The organism is Methylobacterium sp. E-065, assembly GCF_022829605.1.
GTDB lineage: Bacteria > Pseudomonadota > Alphaproteobacteria > Rhizobiales > Beijerinckiaceae > Methylobacterium.
Genome location: NZ_JAKSYD010000112.1, coordinates 105,850 through 121,131 on the forward strand (window position 1 = coordinate 105,850; position 15,282 = coordinate 121,131).

At 68.7% G+C, this 15,282-nt stretch carries 16 protein-coding genes; 6 read left to right on the top strand and 10 right to left on the bottom strand.

Annotation, left to right across the window (positions count from 1 at the left end; translation table 11 throughout):
• Nucleotides 1-34 precede the first annotated feature (34 nt).
• From MKK84_RS13740 to MKK84_RS13750, 3 genes are all read right to left on the bottom strand, one after another.
• Nucleotides 35-1,051, bottom strand: a complete 1,017-nt coding sequence (locus MKK84_RS13740; protein ID WP_243920492.1) for an Hsp33 family molecular chaperone — start codon at nucleotides 1,049-1,051, stop codon at nucleotides 35-37.
• 244 nt (nucleotides 1,052-1,295) lie between these two features.
• Nucleotides 1,296-2,276 carry an ornithine carbamoyltransferase gene (gene argF / locus MKK84_RS13745; protein WP_243920493.1) on the bottom strand — a complete coding sequence of 327 codons (981 nt, stop codon included), beginning with the start codon at nucleotides 2,274-2,276 and terminating at the stop codon, nucleotides 1,296-1,298.
• Between the two features lie 168 nt (nucleotides 2,277-2,444).
• Nucleotides 2,445-3,635 carry an aspartate aminotransferase family protein gene (locus MKK84_RS13750; protein WP_243920494.1) on the bottom strand — a complete coding sequence of 397 codons (1,191 nt, stop codon included), beginning with the start codon at nucleotides 3,633-3,635 and terminating at the stop codon, nucleotides 2,445-2,447.
• Between the two features lie 270 nt (nucleotides 3,636-3,905).
• On the opposite strand from MKK84_RS13750, the gene MKK84_RS13755 reads away from it, so the two are divergent.
• Genes MKK84_RS13755 through MKK84_RS13765 form a run of 3 tightly spaced genes read left to right on the top strand, consistent with a single transcriptional unit; the run spans nucleotide 3,906 to nucleotide 5,613 of the window.
• The gene (locus tag MKK84_RS13755) at nucleotides 3,906-4,379 is read left to right on the top strand and encodes a RidA family protein (RefSeq protein WP_243920495.1); all 474 of its coding nucleotides are present in this window, start codon (nucleotides 3,906-3,908) and stop codon (nucleotides 4,377-4,379) included.
• Between the two features lie 2 nt (nucleotides 4,380-4,381).
• Nucleotides 4,382-5,128: a glycerophosphodiester phosphodiesterase family protein gene (locus MKK84_RS13760; protein WP_243920496.1), complete on the top strand. Its 747-nt coding sequence runs from the start codon at nucleotides 4,382-4,384 to the stop codon at nucleotides 5,126-5,128.
• Nucleotides 5,129-5,163: 35 nt separating this feature from the next.
• The gene (locus MKK84_RS13765; protein WP_243920497.1) at nucleotides 5,164-5,613 is read left to right on the top strand and encodes a lysozyme inhibitor LprI family protein; all 450 of its coding nucleotides are present in this window, start codon (nucleotides 5,164-5,166) and stop codon (nucleotides 5,611-5,613) included.
• A gap of 73 nt (nucleotides 5,614-5,686) precedes the next feature.
• On the opposite strand, the gene MKK84_RS13770 is transcribed toward MKK84_RS13765, so the two are convergent.
• On the bottom strand, nucleotides 5,687-6,007 hold the full coding sequence (locus MKK84_RS13770; RefSeq protein WP_243920498.1) for a hypothetical protein: 321 nt from the start codon (nucleotides 6,005-6,007) through the stop codon (nucleotides 5,687-5,689).
• Between the two features lie 218 nt (nucleotides 6,008-6,225).
• Between MKK84_RS13770 and MKK84_RS13775 the strand changes: the two genes are divergently transcribed.
• The gene (locus tag MKK84_RS13775; protein ID WP_243920499.1) at nucleotides 6,226-7,488 is read left to right on the top strand and encodes a GNAT family N-acetyltransferase; all 1,263 of its coding nucleotides are present in this window, start codon (nucleotides 6,226-6,228) and stop codon (nucleotides 7,486-7,488) included.
• Nucleotides 7,489-7,491: 3 nt separating this feature from the next.
• Nucleotides 7,492-8,652 carry a M20 aminoacylase family protein gene (locus MKK84_RS13780; RefSeq protein WP_243920500.1) on the top strand — a complete coding sequence of 387 codons (1,161 nt, stop codon included), beginning with the start codon at nucleotides 7,492-7,494 and terminating at the stop codon, nucleotides 8,650-8,652.
• 211 nt (nucleotides 8,653-8,863) lie between these two features.
• Here MKK84_RS13780 and MKK84_RS13785 read toward each other — a convergent pair whose 3' ends face one another.
• The 5 genes from MKK84_RS13785 to modC form a co-directional block, all read right to left on the bottom strand.
• A complete protein-coding gene (locus tag MKK84_RS13785; protein ID WP_243920501.1) occupies nucleotides 8,864-9,406 on the bottom strand; it encodes a TetR/AcrR family transcriptional regulator in 543 nt (180 codons plus the stop codon).
• Nucleotides 9,407-9,411: 5 nt separating this feature from the next.
• Entirely contained in the window at nucleotides 9,412-9,879 is a 468-nt protein-coding gene (locus MKK84_RS13790) for a DUF1348 family protein (protein WP_243920502.1), read from the bottom strand.
• 604 nt (nucleotides 9,880-10,483) lie between these two features.
• Nucleotides 10,484-12,124 (bottom strand): TadG family pilus assembly protein, encoded by a 1,641-nt coding sequence (locus tag MKK84_RS13795; RefSeq protein ID WP_243920503.1) that lies wholly within the window; start codon nucleotides 12,122-12,124, stop codon nucleotides 10,484-10,486.
• Nucleotides 12,121-12,567 carry a TadE family protein gene (locus tag MKK84_RS13800; RefSeq protein ID WP_243920504.1) on the bottom strand — a complete coding sequence of 149 codons (447 nt, stop codon included), beginning with the start codon at nucleotides 12,565-12,567 and terminating at the stop codon, nucleotides 12,121-12,123. Before MKK84_RS13800 ends, MKK84_RS13795 begins: the two co-directional genes overlap by 4 nt.
• Nucleotides 12,568-12,685: 118 nt before the next feature.
• Nucleotides 12,686-13,789, bottom strand: coding sequence for a molybdenum ABC transporter ATP-binding protein (gene modC / locus MKK84_RS13805; protein ID WP_243920505.1), 1,104 nt, complete (start codon nucleotides 13,787-13,789; stop codon nucleotides 12,686-12,688).
• A gap of 62 nt (nucleotides 13,790-13,851) precedes the next feature.
• Here modC and MKK84_RS13810 point away from each other — a divergent pair, with 62 nt between their 5' ends.
• Nucleotides 13,852-14,529: a glutathione S-transferase gene (locus MKK84_RS13810; protein WP_243920506.1), complete on the top strand. Its 678-nt coding sequence runs from the start codon at nucleotides 13,852-13,854 to the stop codon at nucleotides 14,527-14,529.
• A gap of 51 nt (nucleotides 14,530-14,580) precedes the next feature.
• Here the strand turns inward: MKK84_RS13810 and modB are convergent, their stop codons facing one another.
• Nucleotides 14,581-15,273 carry a molybdate ABC transporter permease subunit gene (gene modB / locus MKK84_RS13815; RefSeq protein ID WP_243920507.1) on the bottom strand — a complete coding sequence of 231 codons (693 nt, stop codon included), beginning with the start codon at nucleotides 15,271-15,273 and terminating at the stop codon, nucleotides 14,581-14,583.
• Nucleotides 15,274-15,282: the final 9 nt, after the last annotated feature.

The window sequence follows — 15,282 nt, forward strand, 5'->3', positions numbered from 1 at the left end:
AAAGAGCCTCCCTGCACGGCGATCAGGCCAGCTTCTACTGCTTCGGCTGGTCGGCAATCTCCGCCTCAACCATCTGTGGATCGAGATCGTAACGCCGGGAACAGAATTCACAGGTGATAACGATGCGCCCGTCATCCGCCACCATGTCGTGCCGCTCCTGGGGGGAAAACGAGCGGATCATGCCCAGCACGCGCTCGTGGGAGCAGCGGCAGGTCTCCTTCACCGGCTGACGGTCGAACACCCGCACGCCGCGTTCGTGGAACAGCCGGTAGAGCAGACGCTCGCTCGACAGATTGGGATCGACCAGTTCGTGATCCTCGATGGTGTTGACCAGCGAACGCGCCTCGACCCAGGCGTCGTCCTCCGGCGCCTCACCCGAGAGGTGCCGGTGCCCCTCCGGGATGTCGCCGGGCGGCAGATCAGCGAGGCGGGCGCGATCGATCGACTGCGGCAGGAATTGCACAAGCAAGCCGCCGGCCCGCCAATGCCCGGCCCCCTCCTCCACGGCCTCGGCCACGGCAAGGCGGACCTCGGTCGGGATCTGCTCGGACTGACGGAAATACTGGTGCGCGGCCTCCTCCAGGCTCTGGCCCTCGAGGGCGACGACGCCCTGGTAGCGGCTGGCGGTGGTGCCCTGGTCGATGGTCATGGCGAGGTGCCCGGCGCCGATCAGGTCGGCATCCTTGAGCGGGCCGGAGCCGAGGGTGGCGACGCGCTCGGCGTCAAACCGTGCGGTGGCGCGCAGGCGATCGGGCGCCTCGAAATCGACCACGATCATCGCCACCGGACCGTCGGTCTTGGTCTGGAGCTGGAAGCGACCCTCGAACTTCAGGGAGGAGCCGAGCAGCACGGTTAGCGCCGCCGCCTCGCCGAGCAGGCGCGCGACCGGGTCCGGATAGCCGTGCCGGCGCAGGATCGTGTCGACGGCGGGACCGAGCCGGACGATGCGCCCGCGCACGTCCAGCGCCTCCACGGCGAAGGGCAGCACGGCATCGTCGTCGCCCACATGGCCGTTGCCGGCGTGCGATTGCGTTGGGGTTCCTGAGGTCATGCCCTCTCCGATCGATTTGCCCGGCGAGACGGGGATCCGTCGTCGCGGCGGGCCGAGCGTCGTGAGGGGCTGACCTGAGTGGAACGATCCCTCACCCCGCCCGGGCCCTGCGGCTGAACGGGCGCGCAGCGCCACGCCCGTCGCCGGGATGCCACCTGTCGGCAGCCGTGATGGGGATACGGGCCGCGCATGCCGCCCGCTCGATCCTATATGGTGCGCCCAAGCCGCGGGCGCGAGCCCGAATTCAGAGGCCGCTGGCGCGTAGGCACCAAGCCAGGATGCCCTTCTGCGCGTGGAGGCGGTTTTCGGCCTCGTCGAACACCACGGAGCGCGGGCCGTCCATCACCTCGGCGGTCACCTCCTCGCCGCGATGGGCCGGCAGGCAATGCATGAAGATCGCGTCCGGCTTGGCCGCCGCCATCAGCTTGGCGTTGACCTGATACGGGCTCAGCAGGTTGTGCCGGTGGGCCTCGTCGTCGTCGCCCATGGAGACCCAGCAATCGGTGACGACCGCATCCGCGCCATCCACGGCCGCGAAGGCATCCGTGGTGACGTTGAGCCTCGCGCCCTCCTGCTTGGCCCAGGCGATCAGTGCGGCTGGGGGCGCCAGCTCGGGCGGGCTGGCCACGTTGAGGGTGAAGTCGAACCGGGCCGCCGCGTGGACCCAGCTCTCCAGAACGTTGTTGGCATCCCCCGACCACGCCACGGTCCGGCCCTGGATCGGTCCGCGATGCTCCTCGAAGGTCAGCACGTCCGCCATGATCTGGCAGGGATGCGAGACCTTGGTCAGCGCGTTGATCACCGGCACGGTGGCGTGCTCGGCCAGTTCCAGCATCTGCCCGTGATCGAGGATGCGGATCATGATCGCGTCGACGAAGCGCGACAGCACCTGCGCGGTGTCGCCGATCGTCTCGCCCCGGCCGAGCTGCATCTCGGAACCCGTGAGCATCAGCGTCTCGCCCCCGAGCTCGCGCATCGCCACGTCGAACGAAACACGGGTGCGGGTCGAGGGCCGGTCGAACACCATCGCCAGGGTCTTGCCCGTGAGCGGACGCTCGGCGGCGCGCTCGCCCTTGCGGCGCACCGCCTTGATGGCGGCGCTGGCATCGAGGACCCGGCGCAGCTCCGCCCCGGAGAAATCCTTGAGGTCGAGGAAATGACGGGGGCCGGCACTGTTCGGGTGCGGGGCCTGGGCCTTCGCCCGGCCGTTCATCTGGGCTTTCATCGCGTCACAATAACTAGAGTCCGCTCAACGATCACCTGATCATGAACCGTACTCTACCTCCTTGTAGGGGCATTTCCGTCAGGCACGGCGGAATCGACCGTGTCCGGAAACGCTTCGGACCGCCCGCCGCGGGGCGGCGGGCGGTGTTCATGGGTCCCCGGCTTGGGCCTACTCGGCCGCGCCGCGCACGGCCTCGAATTCGGATGCCGCCGCCTCCAGGCGCTGGACCGCCGCGTCGATCTCGGCCGCGCCGATGGTCAGCGGCGGCAGCAGGCGGACGATGTTGTCGCCCGCCGGGATCACCAGCAGATGCACGTTGCGCGCCGCAGCGGCGAAATCGGTGTTCGGTACGCCGAGCTTGAGGCCGAGCATCAGCCCCTCGCCGCGGATCTCTTCGAAGACATGCGGATGCCGATCGCGAAGTGCTGCGAGCTTCTGCTTGAGCAACAGGCCGGAATGGGCGACCTGATCGAGGAAGCCTTCGCCCAGCACCACGTCCAGCACCGCGTTGCCCACCGCCATGGCGAGCGGGTTGCCACCAAAGGTTGTGCCGTGCGTTCCCGCGGTCATGCCCCGGGCGGCCTCGCGCGTGGCGAGGCAGGCGCCCATCGGGAAGCCGCCGCCGATGCCCTTGGCGGCGCTCATGATGTCTGGGGTGATGCCCGACCATTCATGGGCGAACAGCTTGCCGGTGCGGCCGATTCCGGTCTGGACCTCGTCCATGATCAGGAGCAGGCCGTTGGCGTCGCAAATCGCGCGCAGGCGCCGGAGATCGGCGTGGGGGATCACCCGCACGCCGCCCTCGCCCTGGATCGGCTCGATCATCAGCGCGGCCGTCTCCGGTCCGATCACCGCTTCGAGGGCCGCCCAGTCCCCGGCGGGGACCTGATCGAACCCCTCCACCTTGGGCCCGAAGCCCTCCATGTATTTCTGCTGCCCGCCGGCCGCGAGCGTCGCCAGCGTCCGCCCGTGGAAGGCGCCCGCGAAGGTCACGATGCGGTAGCGCTCCGGATGGCCGCCGACCGCGTGGTACTTCCGGGCGATCTTGATCGCCGCCTCGTTGGCCTCGGCCCCCGAGTTGCAGAAGAACACCACGTCGGCGAAGGTCGCCTCCGCGAAGCGCTGGCCGAGGCGCTCGCCGCCGGGAATCTCGAACAGGTTCGAGGTGTGCCAGATCCGATTCGCCTGCTCGGTCAGCGCACCGACCAAGTGGGGATGGGCGTGGCCCAGCGCGTTCACCGCGATGCCGGCGCCGAAATCGAGGTATCGCTCGCCGCCCTCCGTAACGAGCCAAGCGCCTTCGCCGCGCTCGAAGGCGAGCGGCGCGCGGACATAAGTCGGCAGAAGGGCTGACGTCACGGATGCCATCTCCGTTTATCGATCGATCCCGGAGCAAGCGTTAGCCGGCTCCAAATGAAATTGCCGCCTCAGTCAGGGGCGGCACGCGCGCGATTACTATGAAAGCGCGCGGCCCTGTCAACGATTCAATGTTCACCGCATCCGCGCGGCAGGTCTGCGCGATGCTTCGGAACACCCAAATTCTACCCGTCGCATGGGCGGCACCCCTTGCCTGAAAGGGTCCGGCCATGCTCCTGCTCCGGCGGATTTCGATCAGCGACGGAGCCTCCGATGAGCACGATCAAGGAACGCCTGCAGACGCTCGGTCTCACCCTGCCGAAAGCTGCTGCGCCAGTGGCGAATTACGTGCCGTTCGTCCGCAGCGGCAACCTCGTGGTGATCTCCGGCCAGGTCTGCTTCGGCGCCGACGGCGCCATCGCGGCGGAGCATAAGGGCAAGGTTGGTGGCAACGTCTCGGCGGAGGCCGGCAAGGCGGCCGCCCGGCTCTGCGCGCTCAACGTCCTCGCCCAGCTCGAGGCCGCGGTGGGCGACCTCGACCGCGCCGTGGAGCAGTGCGTCAGGCTCGGCGGCTTCATCAACGCGGCGCCGGGCTTCTCGGCGGTGGCCGGGGTGATGAACGGCGCCTCCGACCTGATGGTCGAGCTGCTGGGCGACCGGGGCCGGCACGCCCGTTCCACGGTCGGCGTCGCCGAACTCCCCCTCGACGCCGCCGTCGAGGTCGAGGCGATGTTCGAGGTCCGCTGACAGTGGCGGCTCCCGCCTGGCTGACCGCGCGTCCGATCGCCCATCGCGGGCTGCACGACCGGGCTGCGGGCCGGCCAGAGAACACACTGGCCGCGGCCCGGGCGGCCGTTGCGGGCGGCTTCGCCATCGAGTGCGACGTGCAGCTCAGCCGCGACGGCGAGGCGATGGTGTTCCACGACGCCGCGCTCGGCCGTCTGACCGGAGCGAGCGAGGCGGTGGCCGAGCGTTCGGCCGCCGATCTCGCGTCTCTGGCGATCGCCGGGACCGCGGAGACGATCCCGACCCTGTCGGCCTTCCTGGCAGCCATCGGCGGGGCGGTGCCCGTGATCATCGAGGTGAAGTCTCGCTACGACGGCGACCTGCGGCTCGCCACCCGCGCCGCCGAGGTGGCGGCCGCCTATGACGGGCCGGTGGCGCTCAAATCCTTCGACCCGCAGGTGGTCGGGGCCCTGCGCGACCTGTGCCCGACGATTCCCCGGGGGATCGTGGCGGAGACGACGCAGGACGATCCGGTCTACGCGGCGCTGCCGCCGAGCCTGCGCCGGGCGCTGTCCGACCTTCTGCACTTCGCTGAGACCCGGCCCGACTTCCTGTCCTGGCGGGTCGACGACCTCCCCTGCGCGCCGACCTACCTGTGCCGGCTGCTTGGGCAGTTCCCCGTGATGGCCTGGACGGTGCGGACCGCGGATCAGCGCGCCCGTGCGGGCGCACACGCGGACCAGATGGTGTTCGAGGGGTTCGTGCCGTAAATTTTCCTACGGACCATCCGTTTCGAGCTCTTCAGATGAAAGCCGTCACACGCCATTCGACCGAGATGCCCCCGCGAAGGGTTCGGCTCTGCAGGGTGGCGGCCGTCACCGTGCTCCTGTTCGCAGCGACCCCTGCATCGGCGGCCGACCCGTGCGAGCGCCCCACCCAGGCGGATCTCAACGAATGTGCGGCAGCCGATTATGGGGCTGCCGATAAGGCGCTGAACGCCGTCTATGGCCAGCTGATGAACAAGATCGGCCCGAAGGCGAAGGACAACCTGCGCGCGGCTCAGAAGGCTTGGCTGCCGTTTCGGGACGCCACCTGCGCCCTCGAAAGCATGGGCCTCGATGGCGGCTCCGCCTACGCGATGGAGTACAACGGCTGCCTCAAGGGACTGACTGACCAGCGGATCAAGGTCCTGAAGGGTTACCTCGACTGCAAGGGAAGCGACGACCTAATCTGCGTCAGCCGCCTGAGCGACTGATGGGCCCGAGCCAGGAACGCGCCCAATCAGAAACGGGAGTAGCCGCTCGGGGCACGGCTATCTGAACGGAAGTTCAAGGCAGCTTGCGCAGCCCGTCGAGGAAGGTCGAGACTTCCCGGCGGCTCCACGACGCGCCATTGATCCAGAAGTTGAGCAACACGGCGTGGTTCAGGTGCACCCAGGCGATCACCTGCGGTGCGGCTGCCCGGGAGACGGGCGTTTGAATGAAATCGTCCCGTACCTTGAGATCGACTTCGACGGAAACGATCAGGCAGGGCAAGGTCCGTCCGGCCCGGCCCGGATACCATTTCACGCGCGGCCCATGCGCGCCGAGCGCTGTCGAAATGGAAATTGTGCCCGGAACGTCTGTATCCTGCGCATCGAGGTTGCTCATTTCGCACAGAATATCCTCGACAAAGTCGTCCGGGGGGCGCCGTTCAGGTGCCCTACGGAACCGAAGGTCTGTCCGCGGGCGAGTCACACTAGCTCCTGATTTGTCCCTGGCCGACATCCGGAGATCGTGCGACCCCGTCGCTTTCATCACAAGGCGTTCCTTTCACCGCGCGCATCCGTCCGCTTGCTCCTGTCCCGGCAGGGATTAGATTCGGGTCTATGAAGCAAGAACCCGGGCCGACGCCGGAAACCCCCACGCTCACCGTGCGGGCGCTGCCCGGACTGAAGGAGATCGGCGCGGCGGAATGGGATGCCTGCGCCTTCTCCGCCGAAACTCTGGCAGCGGGCGACGAGACCCACAACCCGTTCGTCTCCCACGCCTTCCTGTCGGCGCTCGAGGATTCCGGCTGCGTCTCGCGCCGGACCGGCTGGCTACCGCTCCATGTCTCCGTGGAGCGCGATGGCGAGCGGCTCGGAGTCGTGCCCTGCTACCTGAAATCGCACAGCCAGGGCGAATACGTGTTCGACCACGGCTGGGCCGATGCCTACGAGCGCGCCGGCGGGTCCTATTACCCGAAACTCCAGGTCAGCATCCCGTTCACGCCAGTGACCGGACCGCGCTTCCTGATCGCTCCGGGAGCCGATCCGGACGAGGCCACGGCCGGTCTCGTCGCGGGCCTGCGGGCACTCCGGGGCGAGACCAAGGCCTCCTCGATCCACGTGACCTTCATGCGCGAGGCCGAGTGGGACCGGGCCGGCGCCGCGGGCTTCCTGCAACGCACCGACCAGCAGTTCCACTGGGAGAACGACGGCTACGCCACGTTCGACGACTTCCTTGCCGCCCTGGCCTCCCGGAAGCGCAAGAACATCCGCAAGGAGCGCCGCGACGCGCTGGCCCCCGGCATCACGGTTGAGCATCTGACCGGTGCGGACATCACCGAGGCACACTGGGACGCGTTCTATGCGTTCTACACGGACACGGGCTCGCGGAAATGGGGCCGGCCCTACCTCAACCGGAAGTTCTTCACGTTGCTGTCGGAGCGCATGGCCGACCGCGTGCTCCTCGTGATGGCCAAGCGCGCGGGGGACTACATCGCGGGTGCCATCAACCTGATCGGCGATACGGCGCTCTACGGCCGCAACTGGGGCTGCATCGAGGACATCCCGTTCCTGCATTTCGAGGTCTGCTACTATCAGGCGATCGATTTCGCGATTGCCCGGGGTCTGAAGCGGGTCGAGGCGGGTGCGCAGGGGGAGCACAAGCTCGCTCGGGGCTACCGGCCGGTGCTGATGCACTCCGCCCACGATATTGCCGACCCGGCGCTGCGCCGCGCGGTGGCCGATTACTTGCAGCGGGAACGCGCCCACGTCGCCGAGGCGGTGGACGTCCTCGACACCCTGACGCCGTTCCGGCGCACGGAGACGGGGGAAACCTGCAGCGGCCCGGCACCCTCCCCAACACCCGACCCCGAGAGTGCGTAAGACATGAGTCCGATCGACCACATCAAAGCCTATGCCGACGAGCTGACGGCCTTGCGCCGCGATCTCCATGCCCATCCGGAGCTCGGTTTCGAGGAGGTGCGCACGTCCGGTATCGTTGCCGACATGCTGGAGAAGCTCGGCTGCGAGGTGCATCGCGGAATCGGCGGCACCGGTGTGGTGGGCCTGCTCAAGGGCCGCACAGACAACGGGCGCCGGATCGGCCTGCGCGCCGACATGGACGCCCTTCCCATCGAGGAGGAGACCAACCTCCCCTATCGCTCAACCTATGCGGGCAAGATGCACGCCTGCGGGCATGACGGTCACACCACGATGTTGCTCGGCGCCGCTCGCTACCTCGCGGAGAGGCGCAACTTCGACGGCACCGCGGTGTTCGTGTTCCAGCCCGCCGAGGAGGGCCGCGGCGGCGCCCGGGCGATGCTGAAGGACGGGCTGTTCGAGCGCTTCCCCTGTGACGAGATCTACGGCCTGCACAACCAGCCAGGCGGCGGCGCCGGCACGATCAAGCTGCGCCCCGGCCCGATCATGGCGGCGGCCGACTTCTTCGACATCCACATCCGCGGCAAGGGCATCCACGCCGCTCAGCCGCATCGGGGCACCGATCCGATCATCGTTGCCACCGGCCTCGCTCAGGCGCTGCAATCGATCGTGTCGCGCAATGCCGATCCGCTGAAGTCGATCGTGCTGTCGATCACCCGGATCGAGGCCGGCTCGGCCTACAACGTGATCCCGGAGACCGCGCATCTCGCCGGCACGATCCGCACCTTCGATCCGGAGATCCGCGCGCTCGCCGGCACCCGCATGCGCGAGCTGGCGGCGGGCTTCGGCACGGCCTACGGCGCCGAGGTCACGGTCGATCTGCAGGACGTGTTCTCGGTGCTGGAGAACGCCCCGGAGCAGGCTGCGGCCGCCACCGAGATCGCGACCGAACTCCTCGGTGCCGACAAGGTCGAGCCGAACGTCACGCCCAAGATGGGCAGCGAGGATTTCGCCGACATGACCATGGCGGTGCCCGGTGCCTATGTCTGGCTCGGCGCCAATCCAGGCCCCGGCTTGCACAATGCCGGCTACAACTTCGATGATTCGATCATCCCGGTCGGCAGCGCGTTCCTGGCCCGCATGGTCGAGCGCCGCACGGCCGCCTGAGGCTCGGGGCCGCCACGGCGGCTCTTGCGAGGTTTACAAATCCGTCCCTGCCAACCGCAACTGTCCCCTCTCCCGTGCGGGAGAGGGTTGGGGTTAGGGGTCAGGTCTCTCCCGAGGGGTCGCACCCCTCACCCTGTCCCTCTCCCGCCCGCGCGAAGGGACCCGCGCTTGATCCCACGGCCGTATTGCGGAAGAGCATGGCTGAGTTCGCTCAGGCGGCTCTGGCTCGAAGCGCCGTTATGGTACGGGTGAAAACGGCGGGATCGTCAAGGGCGCGGGCCAGAACGATGGCCCCCTGGATCTGGGCGACGATCTCCTCCGCGAGGGCCGTGCTTCCCGCGATGTCCCGGCCCGACCGCTCGAGGGCGCCGGCCAGGGCCGCTACCCAGCGCGCAAAGTAGCTCCGCACCGCCTCGCCGAAGCGGTCGCGCTCCGAGCCGAGCGCCACGACCCCCACAAGGCAGACCCGCCGGCCGGAGCGGAAATACGTCTCGACTGCGTCGAACATCACCGACACCGCCTCCGCGGGTTGTTTCGCCTCGCGAAGGGGTGCGTAGAGGTTGGCCTCGAACCACTCGTCGATCTCTGCAAGCACGCAGGCCGCCATCTCGGCCTTCCCGCCGGGGAAAAGGTTGTACAGGCTGCCCTTGCCCAGGCCGGTGGCTCGGCTGATCGTTGCGAGGCTGGCGCCCTCGTAGCCGTGCTCGCGAAACACCTCCGCGAGCCTCTGGAGCGTTTCGGCCCGGCCGGTCACTGTGGTCAGAGGCCGAGATCGGTGAGGCCAGGATGATCGTCGGGCCGGCGGCCGAGCGGCCAGTGAAATTTCCGGTCGGCTTTGGTGATCGCCAGATCGTTGATGCTGGCGATCCGGCGGCGCATCAGGCCGTGGGCGTCGAACTCCCAGTTCTCGTTGCCGTAGGAGCGGAACCACCGCCCCTCCGCATTGTGCCACTCATAGGCGAAGCGCACCGCGATCCGATCGCCGCTGAAGGTCCAGACCTCCTTGATCAGCCGATACTCGAGTTCCCGATCCCATTTGTGCGTGAGGAACGCCACGATGGCTTGGCGCCCCGTCAGGAACTCGCTGCGGTTCCGCCAGACGCTGTCTGGCGTGTAGGCGAGCGAGACGCGCTCGGGATCGCGCCCGTTCCAGGCATCCTCGGCCATGCGGGCCTTCTGGGCGGCGGTCTCGGCCGTGAAGGGGGGAAGGGGCGGACGGTCGGACATCGTTCACGTCTCCAGCGTTTGTACCGATCGGTACAAACTGGGCGCCCCGCGTGCCGCCTGTCAACCGATTTCTGCGCGTTCCCGTGATCGTCGGCGTTCCGCCCGGAACGCCGAGGGGGGTGCGCCGACCTGTCTGCGGAACATCCCCGCGAAGGCGCTCGGGCTTGCGCAGCCGAGGGTCAAAGCCACATTGATGACCGAGCCGCCGCGGGTCCTGGTGCCCAGATCCCGATCGGGTCCGGATCAATCCATGGGACAGTTTGCGCGAAGCTGATCGTGTCCCGGTAGCCCCGCTTCTGGAGCACCGGATCGACCTCCTGCTGGGGCAGACCATCGCGCGCCCCGAGTTCGGTCAAACGCGGCGTCAGATCAGACAAGGTGTCGGGCGCGCGGCGCCGGTGCAAGTCGACAGGCGGCGGCTTCGGTGCGTATCTCGGCGTCTCGCGGGATCGCGAGCCACGAGGCAGTGAGATCGGGCAGGCCCATGTCGCCGGAAGTACGGGAATCGCGCACTGCGCTCATCCTGCTGGCCCTGTCGGTCGGCGCCGTGCTGCTCTTCGGCGCGTTCACGCTGCTGACGCAGATCGGCTAGCCGCGTTGGGCCCTACTGGACCAGCACGGCCTGGCTGCAGAGCACCCCGTCCACGTCGACATCCGCGTAGCCGAGGCGCAGGCCGAGACTTCGTAGGGTGCTGTCCAGGACGAGGTCGAGGGTCGGCGCCAGGGCGGCGAAGGTCGCGCTGAGCGACGTCTGCAGCAGCGGACTCACGCCGATGCCGTTGATGTTCAAAGCCAGGCTGCCCAGAAGGCTGCCGGTAAGGGATTGGGTCAAACCGCTCGACGACACCGTCTTCACCGTATGATTGGTGATGTCGGCCTCGTTGAAGACGAGGGTCTGCGTGGTCGATCCGATGGTCATCACGGCACGTCCCGACACGTTCACCAGGGGAAGCGCGATCAAGGTTGCCGGCTGCGACAGGTTCGGACTGGTGTTGCCGCCGGTGATGGCGCTGCGCGGGACGTTGGCCACCGCCAGGGTCGCGAGGCCGGTCTGGGCGCTGATCGTGACCTGGCGCGCGCCGCCGATGCAGCTCAGCGCCTGGAGCGTCGCCTGCGCGGGGGCGACCTCGGCGTAGATGGGTATCGTGAGCGTTCCAAGCCCGAGGGGGGCGGAGGCCGTGGCCTCGATCAGCAGCCGGGTCTGCGCCGTCTGGATCGTCGCGTTCGGCCCCCCCGGCCGGACCCAGCCCGAACTGCGGCGGCGCTCGCCGATCGCCACGGTCAGGCGGGTGGAGAGAAGGCCCGGTATCGTGGCCCCCAGATCGACCGAGACCTGGTTCTGGCCATTCGCCAGCGCGGCAGTGGCGCCCAGGACACTCATCACATCGACAGTGGCGCCCGCGAGGCCCCTCTGGGGCGCCAGCGCCGCGGCATCGCCGAGGGGATCCACTTGGCCGATCGGGACCGTCGGACCGGCATTCGGCAGCGCGTTCAGGATGCCCGTCAGGGCATTGACCGCGCCGTTGTTGCCCTGCGCGGCGACCCGAAGCGCCATCAGGATCTGCCCGACGCTGGCATTGGCCTGCGCGAGGTCGGCGTAGTTCGCCGCTGAGAGATTCAGGCTCGTCGCCAAGGCATCGAGGACCCGCAGCCCGTCGACGCGCGTGCCGAGAAGCGTATTGTAGTCGTTCACGCTCAAGGACAGCTGTGTGCCGAGCATCGCACCCAGCAAGGCATTGGTGATGCCGTTGCTGACTTGGAGCGTGCCGGATCCAATGCTGAAGGCCGCGAATTGCGCGCTGGCGGCCGTCCCGACGACACGGAGCGGAATCGACCCGGCAAGCCCGATCGTCCGTCCGAAGGTGATCGGTACCGCCGTCGACAGCCCGACCCGAACGGCGTTGGCCGGGCTCGACCCCGGGTGAAAGCGGTTGGCCGGTGCAACCCCTGGTACGCTCGCGTCATAGGTGCCGGGATCCACCGTGGCGACCGCGCTGCCGTAGCCGTTGTCGCCCAGCGATCGGCGCGCCATCGTGTTGGCCTGGGTCGGATCGATCGCCCCCATCATCGCGGCGATGTCGGCCGCCGCCTGCGCCTTGCGCCGTTCCTGGAACACGAGGCCCAGATCGACCCCAACGGCGCCGGCCGCCAACAGGAACGTGCTGCCGAGCGCCACGAGAATCGCGACGTTGCCGCCCCGAGCCTTGCCGAAGCGGTGCAACCGGCTCGTGATCCAGCCGGTCACAGGCCCCCCTTCCTCACACTGATGGTGCTGCGCAGGATGGTGGGCAGCATCGGGAGCAGGCGCGAGAAGGCGTTGATGCCCAGGGATGCGGTGTTGGCGGAGAGCGTGACGGTGTAGATCGTCGCGTCGTTGGGGTCGGATCCGACCTGCACGGCAACGCTGCCCGGCCGGAACATCGCGCCTGTGCTCAGGCTGCGGTTCACGGTGTTCTGCGCGAGGGTCGCACGCTCCGTGTCGGTGATGCCGGCTACCGACGCGCGCGCCGCTTCCGCAGCGATCTGGCGCAGGTTGTGGGCCGCCCCGAGGCAGATCCCGAGCATGCCGATCCCGGCGAAGAGCAGCAGGAGCATTGGTGCCACGAGGGCGAACTCCACCGCGGAGCTGCCGCTGCGGCAGGTGAGTCCGGCGGTTGTCGGGCGATGGAGCAGGCGTCTGATGCCCATCGGTCTACCTCTAAGAGTTGTGCTCGATTTTCCCTTTCAATCTATCGTGGCGCCCGAATCCTAACCAAGGGTTGTGTATTCAAAATAAGAGCGCGGTTAATAACGGTATTCGGCTGCCTCAGATTGCGACAGACGCGCGCAGTTCGCCGATTCCAGCGGGGTCGAAAGCGACGCTCTTGACGATGGCGTGGACCGGCTGCCCGATCGTGAGCCCGAGGTCGCGGACGGCCGCCCGGGTGATGCGCGCGACGAGATGCGCGTCGTTGCACGCGATCTCCACGGCCATTTCGGTGCCCGAAGCGGTCATCCCGCTGATTCGACCGGCCAGGATGTTGCGCGCGCTGAGGCCCCGGGGCGGCGTGGTCGCAATCAGCACGTCGCGGGCGGGAATACGCACGCGCAGGCGCGTCCCGATCGGGCGCGCGAGCCCCGGCACCAGCAGGCGCCCCGCGGCGCCGGTAAGGCGCGTAAGACCAGTGTCCGGATCGATCGCCTCCACAACCATGTCGAGCAGTGCGCCGGCTTCGGCGTCGTGGACCGGCGCGAGATCGGCCCGGCGCAGGATCGCTTCCGCGGACCCGACGGCGGCCACGTGGCCCGCCTCCAGAACGACGACCGTGGTAGCGAGTCGCGCGACCTCCGAGACCGCGTGGCTCACATAGACGATCGGCACGCCGGCCTCGTCGCGCAGGCGCTCGATCGCAGGGAGGATCTCGGCCTTGCGGGCCTCGTCGAGGGCCGCAAGGGGCTCGTCCATCAGCAGGAGGCGCGGCCGGGCCAGGAGCGCCCGTCCGATGGCGACCCGCTGGCGCTCGCCGCCGGAGAGCCCGGCGGGCCGGCGGTCGAGCAGATGACCGATGCCGAGCATGCCGACTACCGCGTCGAGGTGCGCGGGGTCGGCCCGGTGGCGGGCAAAGACGCGACCGTAGGCGAGGTTGGTTCGTACGCTGAGATGCGGAAACAGCCGCGCGTCCTGAAACACCACGCCCACCCGTCGGCGATGGGGCGGCAGGAAGAGGCCGGTGCGCGTATCCACCAGCGTGGTGCCGTCCACGACGATCCGACCTCGATCGGGCCGGGCGAGCCCGGCGATCAGGTCGATCAGCGTGGTCTTGCCTGAGCCCGAGCGCCCGAACAGCGCCGTCAGCCCCGGCCCGGCCTCGAAGGCCGCGTCGAGCGCGAAGGCGCCGCGGCGCAGGGCGACATCGACCTGGATGCTCACGCGCGGCGACTCGGGTAACCAACGGTGCGGCGTGGTCCTGCGCCGGCAGGAACACAGTCGCGATGATCACGGTCCATCATCTTGAAAACAGCCGCTCGCAGCGCGTGCTCTGGCTGCTGGAGGAACTCGGGCTGGCCTACACGGTGAAGCGCTATGCGCGCGATCTCCGGACCATGCGGGCGCCGCCGGACCTTGTCGCCATCCACCCGCTGGGCAAGGCGCCCGTGATCACCGACAACGGGGTCGTGGTCGCGGAGACCGGGGCGATCGTCGCCTACCTGACCGAGAAGGCGGGGGGCGCCCTGGTGCCGGCGGCCGAGACGGAGGCCCGCAGGCGCTATATCTATTGGTTGCATTACGCGGAGGGGTCGGCGATGCCGCCGCTCCTGCTGAAGCTGATCTTTTCCCGCCTCGCGCCGGGTAGTCCGTGGCTGCTGCGGCCCCTCGTTCGCCGGGTCGCCGGGACGGTGCTGCGTGGCTTCGTCGATCCCGACCTGCGCCGGCATGCGGCCTTCTGGGATTCGGAACTCGCCGAGGGTCCCTATCTCTGCGGCGCGGATTTCACCGCCGCCGATATCATGATGAGCTTTCCGCTGGAGGCGTTCGCGGCCCGTGGCACCGGGGTGGGGCCGCGGGTCCTGGCGTGGCTGGAGCGCGTTCACGCCCGCTCCGCTTATCGCCGAGCCCTGGAGGCGGGCGGCCCCTACGCGTATGCCGGCACCGACGGGTCGCCGACCTGATAATACGGGGCGCGCCGCAGGCTGTGTGAAGGGCGGGACTGAAACGGCCAACTAGCCCGCGCCCAGCTTTCGTCCCAGCCGATTGGCCAGGAACTCGGAGGCGAGCAGCGCCGTCACCGAGATAGCGATCGACACCAGGGTGAGGCGGAGCGCAGGCCCCTCCCCGCCTGGAACCTGGGTCAGCGTATAGATGGCCGAGGGCAGCGTCTGGGTCTCGCCCGGGATGTTCGACACGAAGGTGATGGTGGCGCCGAATTCCCCCATCGCTTTGGCGAAGGCCAGCACGGCGCCCGCGATGCAGCCCGGAAGGCTGAGCGGCAGCGTGACGGTGAGGAAGACCGACAGAGGGCTCGCGCCCAGAGTCCCGGCCGCCTGCTCGATCCGGCGATCCACCGCTTCGATCGACAGCCGCATGGCCCGCACCATCAGCGGGAAGCCCATGATCGCGCAGGCCAAAGCCGCCCCGGTCCAGCGGAACGCCAGGACGACCCCGACCTCCGCCAACAGGCTTCCGACCGGGCCGCGCCGGCCGAAGGCCAGGAGCAGCAGGTAGCCGGTCACCACAGGGGGTAGGATGAGCGGCAGGTGGACGAGCCCGTCGAGGAGCGCCCGCCCGGGAAAGCGGCGTCGGGCCAGGAGCCATGCGGTCGCGAGGCCGGGCCCGAGGCTCGCGAGCGTCGCGACTGCGGCCACCTTGAGGCTCAGGGCGACGGCGGTCCACTCCGCCGGGGTCAGGTCCAGCATGGCGGGGCT

What these genes read in the sequence shown, in the direction of transcription:
- MKK84_RS13740 (WP_243920492.1), bottom strand. Translation starts at nt 1,051, where the DNA reads ATGACCTCAGGAACCCCAACGCAATCGCACGCCGGCAACGGCCATGTG.
- argF (WP_243920493.1), bottom strand. Translation starts at nt 2,276, where the DNA reads ATGAAAGCCCAGATGAACGGCCGGGCGAAGGCCCAGGCCCCGCACCCG.
- MKK84_RS13755 (WP_243920495.1), top strand. Translation starts at nt 3,906, where the DNA reads ATGAGCACGATCAAGGAACGCCTGCAGACGCTCGGTCTCACCCTGCCG.
- MKK84_RS13765 (WP_243920497.1), top strand. Translation starts at nt 5,164, where the DNA reads ATGAAAGCCGTCACACGCCATTCGACCGAGATGCCCCCGCGAAGGGTT.
- MKK84_RS13770 (WP_243920498.1), bottom strand. Translation starts at nt 6,007, where the DNA reads ATGAGCAACCTCGATGCGCAGGATACAGACGTTCCGGGCACAATTTCC.
- MKK84_RS13775 (WP_243920499.1), top strand. Translation starts at nt 6,226, where the DNA reads ATGAAGCAAGAACCCGGGCCGACGCCGGAAACCCCCACGCTCACCGTG.
- MKK84_RS13780 (WP_243920500.1), top strand. Translation starts at nt 7,492, where the DNA reads ATGAGTCCGATCGACCACATCAAAGCCTATGCCGACGAGCTGACGGCC.
- MKK84_RS13790 (WP_243920502.1), bottom strand. Translation starts at nt 9,879, where the DNA reads ATGTCCGACCGTCCGCCCCTTCCCCCCTTCACGGCCGAGACCGCCGCC.
- MKK84_RS13800 (WP_243920504.1), bottom strand. Translation starts at nt 12,567, where the DNA reads ATGGGCATCAGACGCCTGCTCCATCGCCCGACAACCGCCGGACTCACC.
- MKK84_RS13810 (WP_243920506.1), top strand. Translation starts at nt 13,852, where the DNA reads ATGATCACGGTCCATCATCTTGAAAACAGCCGCTCGCAGCGCGTGCTC.
- modB (WP_243920507.1), bottom strand. Translation starts at nt 15,273, where the DNA reads ATGCTGGACCTGACCCCGGCGGAGTGGACCGCCGTCGCCCTGAGCCTC.